At 71.3% G+C, this 9,588-nt stretch carries 9 protein-coding genes; 5 read left to right on the top strand and 4 right to left on the bottom strand.

Annotation, left to right across the window (positions count from 1 at the left end):
- A partial coding sequence (selB, locus tag D1643_RS08490; RefSeq protein ID WP_160710216.1) for a selenocysteine-specific translation elongation factor occupies positions 1-1,572 on the bottom strand: 1,572 nt, incomplete at its 3' end.
- Positions 1,569-3,050 carry an L-seryl-tRNA(Sec) selenium transferase gene (gene selA / locus D1643_RS08485; protein WP_160710215.1) on the bottom strand — a complete coding sequence of 494 codons (1,482 nt, stop codon included), beginning with the start codon at positions 3,048-3,050 and terminating at the stop codon, positions 1,569-1,571. The genes selA and selB, both read right to left, overlap by 4 nt.
- A 233-nt stretch (positions 3,051-3,283) precedes the next feature.
- Between selA and D1643_RS08480 the strand changes: the two genes are divergently transcribed.
- The 5 genes from D1643_RS08480 (at position 3,284) to D1643_RS08460 (ending at position 7,155) form a co-directional block, all read left to right on the top strand.
- Entirely contained in the window at positions 3,284-4,000 is a 717-nt protein-coding gene (locus D1643_RS08480) for a flavodoxin family protein (protein WP_160710214.1), read from the top strand.
- Positions 3,987-4,943 carry a 16S rRNA (adenine(1518)-N(6)/adenine(1519)-N(6))-dimethyltransferase RsmA gene (rsmA, locus tag D1643_RS08475; protein ID WP_160710213.1) on the top strand — a complete coding sequence of 319 codons (957 nt, stop codon included), beginning with the start codon at positions 3,987-3,989 and terminating at the stop codon, positions 4,941-4,943. Before D1643_RS08480 ends, rsmA begins: the two co-directional genes overlap by 14 nt.
- A 10-nt stretch (positions 4,944-4,953) precedes the next feature.
- Positions 4,954-5,697 (top strand): hypothetical protein, encoded by a 744-nt coding sequence (locus D1643_RS08470; RefSeq protein WP_160710212.1) that lies wholly within the window; start codon positions 4,954-4,956, stop codon positions 5,695-5,697.
- Positions 5,698-5,882: 185 nt separating this feature from the next.
- On the top strand, positions 5,883-6,683 hold the full coding sequence (locus D1643_RS08465) for an SDR family NAD(P)-dependent oxidoreductase (protein ID WP_160710211.1): 801 nt from the start codon (positions 5,883-5,885) through the stop codon (positions 6,681-6,683).
- Positions 6,684-6,939: 256 nt separating this feature from the next.
- Positions 6,940-7,155 carry a DUF6440 family protein gene (locus D1643_RS08460; RefSeq protein WP_160710210.1) on the top strand — a complete coding sequence of 72 codons (216 nt, stop codon included), beginning with the start codon at positions 6,940-6,942 and terminating at the stop codon, positions 7,153-7,155.
- Positions 7,156-7,280: 125 nt separating this feature from the next.
- Here the strand turns inward: D1643_RS08460 and D1643_RS08455 are convergent, their stop codons facing one another.
- Both D1643_RS08455 and D1643_RS08450 read right to left on the bottom strand, forming a co-directional pair.
- Positions 7,281-8,393, bottom strand: a complete 1,113-nt coding sequence (locus D1643_RS08455; protein ID WP_201751041.1) for a DUF5692 family protein — start codon at positions 8,391-8,393, stop codon at positions 7,281-7,283.
- Between the two features lie 192 nt (positions 8,394-8,585).
- Complete coding sequence (locus D1643_RS08450; protein WP_160710209.1) at positions 8,586-9,215, bottom strand: TetR/AcrR family transcriptional regulator; 630 nt, start codon at positions 9,213-9,215, stop codon at positions 8,586-8,588.
- Between the last annotated feature and the right edge of the window lie 373 nt (positions 9,216-9,588).

Genomic DNA, 9,588 nt, shown 5'->3' with positions numbered 1-9,588 from the left:
TGCCGCGGCCTCGGCCATGCGCGCGCCGGCGCCGGCCTTGGGGTGGCTCACCTCGCCGGCTGCGCTCACCACGGCACCGCGCCGGGCGGCCTCGCCGAGCAGCGCGTCGAAGACGGCCGGCGCGGCCTGGGGCGCCGCCGCCTGGCGCAGCGTGTCCTTCGCCATGCCCGTGGCCTGGGGATTCGCGCTGTGGAAGTCCATGAGCGCCCGCTCCATGCCCGCGACGAGGCGCTGGATGAGGGCGGGACGGGCGTAGAGCGGCTCGCGCGCGGCCAGCATGGCCACGGCGCCCTCGTCGGCTAGGCGCGCGAGGGCCTCCTCGGCCAGCGCCGGGCCGAGGCCGGTGGCGGCCGCCACCTGGGAGAGCGTCTCGGGCAGAGCGGCCAGCCCCAGGTGCGCGCCGACGGCGCCGTCCACGTCGCCGGACTCGAGCGCGCCGAGCAGCACGCGCTCCTCGTCCTGGAGGTTGGTGCGCCGCCGCGGGTGCGCCGTGAGCACCGTGCCGCCGCCGATGACGTGGACGGGGGAGTAGGAGCGCACGACGAACCGGTCGCGGTAGGCCACGGGCAGCGGCTCCTCCAGGCGCAGCTGGGCGAGCGCCCGCCCGCCGGGGGCCAGGGCCTCCAGGCCGTCCATGAACAGCACGCGCCCGAGCACCTCGCGCGTGCCGTGGGCCACGTGCACCCGCGCGCCGCTCTTGAGGGGCTTGCCCAGTGAGAAGGGGTCGCGGTAGGAGAACTCGGCGTCGAACCGGTCGGTCGCCTCGCAGGAGCCGGGGGCGGCCAGGAAGTCGCCGGGGCGCACCTCGTCGGTGGAGAGCCCCGCCAGGCTCACGGCCACGCGGTTGCCGGCGGCCGCCTCGTCCACGGCCCGTCCGTGGGTCTGCACGCTGCGCACGCGGGTGGCGGTGCCGGCCGGCAGCACGGTGAGGGCGTCTCCCTCGGAGAGCGTCCCGCTCCAGAGCGTGCCGGTGGCCACGGTGCCGAAGCCCTTGACGGTGAACACGCGATCCACCGGCATGCGCGCCGGGCCGTCGAGCTTGGTGCGCTGGGCTGCGGCGGCGGCCGCGTCGAGGACGCTCCGCAGCTCATCGAGGCCCTCGCCCGTGCGGCTCGACACGCCGACGATGGGCGCGCCGGCGTAGGGGCTCGCCTCCAGGCGCGCCGCCACCTCGTCGGCCACGAACGCGCGCCACTCCTCGTCCACCAGGTCGATCTTGGTGAGCGCCACCACGAGGCTGCGCACGCCGAGCAGCTCGAGCACGGCCAGGTGCTCGACGGTCTGGGGCATCACGCCGTCGTCGGCCGCGATGGCCAGCAGCGCCACGTCCACGCCGGTGGCGCCGGCCACCATCGAGCGCACGAACCGCTCGTGGCCGGGCACGTCCACCACGCCGAGCGCGCGCCCGCTCGGCAGCGTGAGCTGCGCGAAGCCCAGCTCGATGGTGATGCCGCGACGCTTCTCCTCGGCCAGCCGGTCGGGGTCGGTGCCGGTGAGGGCCTGCACGAGGGAGGACTTGCCGTGGTCGATGTGCCCGGCGGTCCCCAGGATGAGGGAGGGCTGCGCGCTCATCGGGCCACCTCCCCGCCTCGCGCCGCGCCGCGCGCGCCCAGCGCCTCGGCCACGGCCTCCGCCACGAGCGGAAGCTCGTCGTCGGCCAGGGTGCGCGCGTCGAAGAGCAGCTGCCCCTGGCGGATGCGCCCCACCACCGGCACGGCGGCGCGGCGGATGAGGTGCTCCTCGCAGCGCTGGGCCCCGTCCTCGGCGCGGAAGGAGAGCGCCGCCGCCGACGAGGGGATGTCGAGCAGCGGGAGCGTGCCGCCGCCCACGCAGCTGGCCTCGTCCACTACCGATACCGCGCCCGCGTCGCCTGCGACCTCCGCGAGCATCCCCGCCAGGCGCTCGGCGCGCTCGCGCACCGTCTCGGCGGGCTCGGAGAGCAGGGCGAGCGTGGGGATCTCCGCCAGCGCGCGCTCGGGCTCCAGGTACAGGCGCAGGGTGGCCTCGAGTGCGGCGAGCGTCATCTTGTCCAGGCGCAGCGCGCGCACCATCGGGTTGGCCTTGAGCCGGGCGATGAGCGCGCGCCGGCCGATGACGATACCCGCCTGCGGGCCGCCGAGCAGCTTGTCGCCCGAGAAGGACACGAGGTCGCAGCCTTGGGCGAGCGCCTCGCCGGCGGTGGGCTCGGCCTGCGACCCGAGGGCCGGCGGCCGTATGAGCGCGCCGGAGCCCAGATCCTCGTAGACGATAATGCCGGGCGCCGCGGGGTCGACCGCGCGCCGCGCCTCCACGGCGGCGTCGGCGATGCCGCGCATCTGGCTGGCCTCCACCGTCTCGGTGAAGCCCACCACGCGGTAGTTGGAGGTGTGCACCTTGAGCAGCATGGCCGTGTCGGGGCTGATGGCGCGCTCGTAGTCGGCCGGGTGGGTCTTGTTGGTGGTGCCCACGCCCACCATCACGGCGCCGGAGAGCGCCATGATGTCGGGAATGCGGAACGACCCGCCTATCTCCACCAGCTCGCCGCGCGACACCACGGCCTCGTGCCCGGCGGCGAACTCGCTCAGCACGAGCATGACGGCGGCGGCGTTGTTGTTGACGGCGATGGCCGCCTCGGCGCCGGTGAGCGCGCAGAGCAGCTTCTCGCAGTGGCTGTGGCGGCTGCCGCGGGCCATGGCGTCGGTGTCGTACTCGAGCGTGGAGTAACGCCGCGCGGCCTCTTCGACGGCGCGCACCGCGGGCTCGGCCAGGCAGCTGCGGCCCAGGTTGGTGTGGATGATGACGCCGGTGGCGTTGACCACCCGGCGCAGCGACGGGCGCATGAAGCGCACGAGCAGCGCGCGGGCCTCGTCGGCCAGGGCGTCTGCCGCCGGCGCGGCCTCCTCCCCGGCAAGGACGCGCGCCCGCGCCGCGGCCAGCGCCTCGCGCACGGCGCCGACCACCTGGTCGCGCGGAGCCTGCTCGAGGGCGGACGCGAGGGCGGGCAGGCAGAGCATCTGGTCGACGCTCGGCAGCGCCCGCAGGCGCTCGTTCAGGGGATTGTTTTCTGGCATGGTGCCTCTTCTCGTCGGAGATGCGGTTGCAGATGGGGCTCGTGCGCATTCTAGCACGCGCGGCGCCCGCGCAGCGCGCGTTGACCGGGGCGTAGGGGCGCCGTCATCGCCGGGGCCAGCCGTCGCGGCGGCCCGCTCGCCCGCCTTCGGGCGGCGCGAGGCGGCGCGGGGTGGCGAAACTGGCCAGACCTGCGATAATAGGGGGCCTATCCCCATCGGAAGGACGGATCTCCATGCACCGACTCATCATAGCCGGCTCGCCACGGGCCGACGGGCGCAGCGCCCACCTGGCCGACGAGCTGTTCAACGCCTGCATCGAGGAGTGCCCCGGCGACGGCGTGTCCATCGTGTCGGTGGCAAGCATCGAGGTGGCGCCCTGCACCGGCTGCGACGCCTGCCGCGCTGCTCGGTCCGAGGCGCCCGCTGCGCCTCCCGAGGGCGATCCGCTGGCCCCCTGCGCGGCCGTGGCGGCCAGCGACGCGGCGCAGCATCAGTGCGTCATCGCCGATGAGATGGCCGAGGTGCGCAAGCACCTCGATGCCGCCGACGAGCTGATCATGGTGTCGCCTGTCTACTTCGCGAGCGCGCCCGCCCAGATGAAGGCCTTGCTCGACCGCTTGCAGCCCTACTACTGGTCGGCCCTGCGCGAGGGTCCGCGCCGCCCGGCCGTCCTCCACGTGGTGGGAGAGGGGGGCGACCCCCACGGCATCGCGCCGCTTGTGGGCACGGTGCGCTCGGCTTTGGCCGTGGCCGGCTTCGAGCTGGAGCTCGTCTTGGACTGGGTGGGCAAGATCGACGCTGACGGCGAGATCACGGCCGAGGCCGACGAGTACCCCGTCGAACCGTTGGGCGCCGCGTGGGACGATGCACCCGACGCGCCCGCGGAAGACGGGGACGACGACGGCTGGGACGACCCCTGGGAGGACGAGCGCCGCGATGGCCGCCGATAGGATGTCGCCCCTGTCCTCGGTGTCCGCCGCCCGCGCGGTGCTCGAGGCCCACGGGCTCCAGGCCAAGTACACCTTGGGGCAGAACTTCCTGGTCAACGACGACATCCTGCGCAAGATCATCGAGCTTGCGCAGGTAGGCCCCGCTGATGTGGTGCTCGAGGTGGGCCCGGGCCTGGGTACCCTCACCATCCCGCTGCTGCGCCATGCCGCCCGCGTGGTGTCGGTGGAACGCGACCCCGACCTGCCGGCCGTGCTGGCCGAGACGCTCGCGCCGTGGCAGGAGGGCTTCTCGCTCGTCCGCAAGGACGCCCTCGACCTGGCTCCCGACGACCTGCGGGCCGCCGGCTGCGCGCCGGGAGAGCCCGGCGGCACGCCGACCAAGCTCGTGGCCAACCTGCCCTATGCCGTGGCCGCCACCGTGGTGCTCGACTTCTTCGAGCGCTTCGCGTCCATCCAGTCGGCCACCGTCATGGTGCAGCGCGAGGTGGCCGACCGCATGGCCGCGCGCCCTGGCACCAAGAGCTATGGGGCCTACACGGTGAAGCTGGGGCTCTACGCTCAGCCGGCTGGTCGCTTCTCCGTGGGGCCGGGCAACTTCTTCCCGCCGCCGAGGGTGGAGAGCGCCGTGATCCGCCTTGATCGCCGCGTGCCCGCAGGTGAGTCCGGCGACTCGCTCGCGCCCCGCGAGGTGCGCGCCGCCTGCGCCATGGCCGATGCCGCCTTCGCCAGCCGTCGCAAGACGCTCGCCAACTCGGCCAAGACGTGGTTCGCCGGCCGGGGCGCGGCGCCGGCGGACGTCGTGGCCGCGCTCGCGGAGGTGTGGAAGGCCGCGGACATCGACCCCGCGCGGCGCGGCGAGACCCTCGACCAGGCCGAGTTCGTCCGCCTGGGTCTGGCGCTGCTCGCCCACGGCGGTTCCCTCGTGGCAGCCGCCGGGCTCTAGGGGCCGCGCTGTGGCTGGGTTCCCCAACGAGCGCAACGAGGTGCCCAAGGCGCTCCTCGTCCCCGGGCCCGATGCGGACGCGGCTCCGGCGAATGGCCGCCGCGTCGTCCGCGGCGAGGCTCCCTCCGTGCTTCCACGCCAGCTTGCGCGGGTCCTTCCCTGGGTCGCCTGCGCGCTCCTCGCCCTGGGTGCCGTGCTTGTCCTAGCGGGGGAGTGGGGCCCTGGCATCGGGCCCGCCGCCCTGGGCGCGCGCCTGACGGGAGCCGCGGGATGCCTGCTGTTCGGCGCCGGGATGCTGGCGGTCGTCCCCCTCGTGGTCGGGTCGGCCCTGGCCCGGTGGCGCGCGGCTCCGCCGACGCGGCGCCGGGAGCGGGGAGGGGCGGCCGGACAGCTGGTCGGCGCCGTCGCCCTGGCGGTGTTCGTGGTGGTCATGGGCGCGATCGCCGGAACCGGGGCGGTGCTCCAGGGCGCCGGCGCGGCGGCGGATGCCGTCGCTGGCCCCGTCACGGCTGAGGCGCGCTTTGATTCCGCGCAGGCCGACCGTCCGACCGGCCGCTTCCGCGCCTTGCGCCAGGCTCGCGTCGACCTGGTCTTCGTGGTGGACGGCGAGGGCCCGCTCGCGTTGAGCATGACCGAGGACGAGGCGGAGGACATCCTCGTGCGCCTGAGGGCCGTGGGCGCCGCCGACGGCGCCGTGCTGCTCACCTGGTACCCGCGCGCCGGCGTCCTCGCTGCCGTCGAGCCCCGGGCCTGACGCCCGCGTCCACGCCAGCCGCCAGCGCCCCCCCGGGGCCCGCCTCCCGCTGCGTCCCGCACCCCGCGGGTGGCACCCGTTCGGCATGCCCTGCTGCCCGAGCGGCCACCTTCTGATAAGGTGGGGGAGTGCTTCACGAGTCAATCGCGGGCCGCGGCCCGCCGTCATGGGAGAAAAGAGGAACCATGGGCTTTCTTGAGGGCAAGACCGCCATCATCACCGGCGCCGGCTTCGCCGCGCTGAAGGACGGCTCCGCCGGCTCCATCGGCTACGGCATCGCCACCGCCTACGCCAAGGAGGGCGCGAACCTCGTCATCACCGGCCGCAACGTGGCCAAGCTCGAGGCCGCCAAGGAGAAGCTGGAGGCCGCCTACGGCATCCGCGTCCTTCCCGTGCAGGCCGACGTCAACGCCGGCGCCGACAACAAGGCCGTCGTGCAGAACGTCATCGACCAGGCCATCGCCGCGTTCGGGCGCATCGACGTGCTCGTGAACAACGCCCAGGCGTCCGCCTCCGGCGTCACCTTGGCCGACCACACCCCCGACCAGTTCGACCTGGCCGTCTACTCGGGCCTCTACGCCACCTTCTACTATATGCAGGCGTGCTACCCGCACCTCAAGGAGACGAAGGGCTCGGTCATCAACTTCGCCAGCGGCGCGGGCCTGTTCGGCAACTACGGCCAGTGCGCCTACGCCGCCGCCAAGGAGGGCATCCGCGGCCTCACGCGCGTGGCCGCCACCGAGTGGGGCCCCGACGGCATCAACGTGAACGTCGTGTGCCCGCTGGCCTGGACCGCTGCGCTCGAGAACTTCCAGGAGGCCTACCCGGACGCCTTCGAGGCCAACGTCCACATGCCTCCCATGGGCCACTACGGCGACGTGGAGAAGGAGATCGGGCGCGTGGTCGTGCAGCTGGCCAGCCCCGACTTCAAGTTCATGAGCGGCGAGACCCTCACCCTGGAGGGCGCCATGGGCCAGCGTCCGTAGCGCACCGCTCCGAGCGCCTGTATGAGGAGGGCCCGTCATCTGGCGGGCCCTCCTCGTGCGTCGGGTGCCCGCCCGGCGGTGGCGTTCTGTGAATTCACGGCTCTGAACTGGGATGTCAAAGACTTTTGGCAGTCATTTGCGAGCGTTTTCATCATGATTTTCGCTCCGGGCGCCTACACTGCCCCTGCGTGTTCCCGCGGGGTGGGCGATGGGGCGGGACGCGTGGCATCCAGCATCGCCCGCAAAGGAGCCCCTCATGGCAAAGAAGCGTTTCGTCCAGATCTACTACGCCGGCGTCTTCGAGCAGCAGCGAGTCTACGTCGACACGCTGACCGGCGTGAACTACCTCCTGCTCATCTGCAACACCAACAACATGGGGTCGGGCCTCACGGTGCTGCTCGACGCCGACGGCAAGCCCGTGGTCACACCGCTCGACGAGATCGACCACCTCGCCATCAAGGGTGACGACTAGCGCACCCCCACGCCCGGCTCGCTCGGCGCGCAGGGGAGGGCCGCCTCGCAGAAGAAAGGGCCCCGCGGCCGATCAGCCGCGGGGCCCATGGGGGATGGGCGTCTGGGGGGGCGTCTCGGCGAGCGCTACTTGCGCACGTCCTCCTCGACGGCCACGTAGACGAAGCCCGGGGTGCCCTCAACGGGCAGCTCGTTGTAGGCCACCATCTCGGCGATCTCGGCCGGCGTGGCGCTCTTGGGCTCGGTCTCCAGCAGCTCGGCGGTGGAGGAGCGGCGCTCCATGGCCTCGCGGAAGTCCTTGGTGCCCACGAAGACCTCCTGCTTGTAGGGGTTCACGCCCAGCTTCTTGGCGCGGAACATGATGTAGGCGAAGGCGGCGACGTTGGCGGCCAGGGCCAGCAGCGACACCACCAGGTTGACGTCCGGGTTGTTCACGGAGTCGGCGGCGAAGATGGAGTCGTTGGCGAACATCGGCACCAGCTGGCAGAACATGCACCACATGGACAGCGTGAAGGCGCGGTTCTGGATCCAGCCGCCCTTGTTCCAGATGAGGCCGGCGATGGTGGGGGCCAGCAGCAGGGCCACGCCGCAGTACCAGGAGTGGGTGGGCAGGCAGTTGTAGGTGTAGCAGAAGTTCCACAGGTCGTAGGCGATGATGAACACCCAGGTCATGTCAGGCCACAGCATGTCCTGGCGCTTCTTGGAGATGTAGATGCCGAACCAGCCGGTCATGCAGAAGATGTTGATGATGCCGGCGATGCCGTTGAACACGTTGTGCCAGCCGCCGTAGAGGGTGACGCCCTCGGAGGACACCCAGGTGGTGCCGAAGGCGCGGATGGCGCTCTCGAAGTCGCTCACCACGGCGATGAGGATGTTGATGGCCACGATGATGAAGGGGAAGGCCTTGAACCAGTGGGAGCGGCCGATCTTGGTCCAGGAGAACTTGAGCATCATGAAGCCGATGCAGCCGGCCGTGGCCGCGTAGACCTTGGCGTAGTGGAACCAGCTGTTCATGTCGGTGTGGGTGGGGTTGGTAAGTGCCCACTCAGCGCCCATGGCCGCGCCGATCTCGACGGCCAGGCAGTAGACGGTCATGGCGCCGCAGACGCCGAAGAACATGAAGATGCCGCCGGCCTTGGAGCGTCGGGCGAACTCATTGAGCAGGATGAGGGCGACGAGCACGATGATCAGGCCGGCCCACTGGTAGAGCGCGTTCGGGCCATAGACGTCGAACAACATGGTGATCCTCCTTCAAATCGATGGGGTAGTGGTGGTGCGGATGCGTGGCGCCGGGTCTTGCAGCTCCTGTTCTCTCCTCGTCGTCCGGCCGGCGGCCCGGGCGCTTGCGCTCGCTTTCATCGGCGGAGGCGCCTCGTCAGGCTGCCGCAGCCGATGAAAGCCCGTCTTCGCCGCCTGAGGGCGGCGGGAACGTCAGGTGGTGCTGCCCCGATCCATGTGGAGGGTCTGGGCGATGAGGTCTGCCACCAGGGCATCGTCAGCGTCGGGATGCTTGCGCATGTAGCCGATGACGCCCAGGATGAGGACGTAGAAGGTCTCGTAGCGATGCTCGATGCGCACCTCGTGGCGCGCCTCGTAGTCGCGCACGGTGCTCTCGATGAGGTAGGTGGCCGTCTGGTCGGCGACGCGGTTGATGAACTCGAGGTAGAGCGCTGCGTTCTCCTGGGATGCCAGGGCTGCGCGGAAGGCGTCGTGCTCGAACAGCGCCACGCGCAAGAGGTGCACGACGCTCGAGAGCGCGTGCTCGATGTCACCGGGGCGGCGGTTGGCGTTCCAGTAGTGGAGCGCCTCCAGGTAGTCGGCGATGTAGGCGTCGAGCACCGCGTAGGTGACGGCGTCCTTGTCGGGGAAGTAGTGGTAGAACAGCGACCGCGTCACGCCCATCCGGTTGGTGATGTCCTGGATGGTGGTGCGCGAGAGACCCTTCTCCTCGTAGAGGGCGCGGGCCGCCGCGATGATCTCCTCGCGGCGCTCGGCCGGGGGAAGCGGGGCGTGGGGGCGGCGGGAGGCGGGCTGGCCTTCAGTGGCTGCGCTGGGTTCCATGGCTCACGCCCCCTTCCGCTTACGGTCGTCTTCTTCTCACGCCGCGAACCTTACGCGTGAATTGACGGGGCGTCAATGAACACATTTGACAATCCGTCAATGGTTGACGGTCTGTGACGTTACGTCAATGAATGCTTCCATGAACGGGGAATACGGTGCTATACTCGCGCCAATAAATTTCATTGATGTATTAAAAAAAATACTTCGATGAAGAAACTAGAAGTGTTCGATCGCGAAAGATGGGAGGGGACTATGGGCGAAGAGAAGAAGCGCGCCGACCATCCGCAGGAGGCTCCAGGCGGCTGCGGGCAGGCCGCCGGCCCGGCGCCGGAGGGCGCCGCGACGCCCCAGGCCCGCCGCACGCGGCGCCGCT

It is taken from the genome of Enterorhabdus sp. P55 (assembly GCF_009911695.1).
GTDB lineage: Bacteria > Actinomycetota > Coriobacteriia > Coriobacteriales > Eggerthellaceae > Enterorhabdus.
This window is presented reverse-complemented; position numbering and strand designations above follow the sequence as displayed.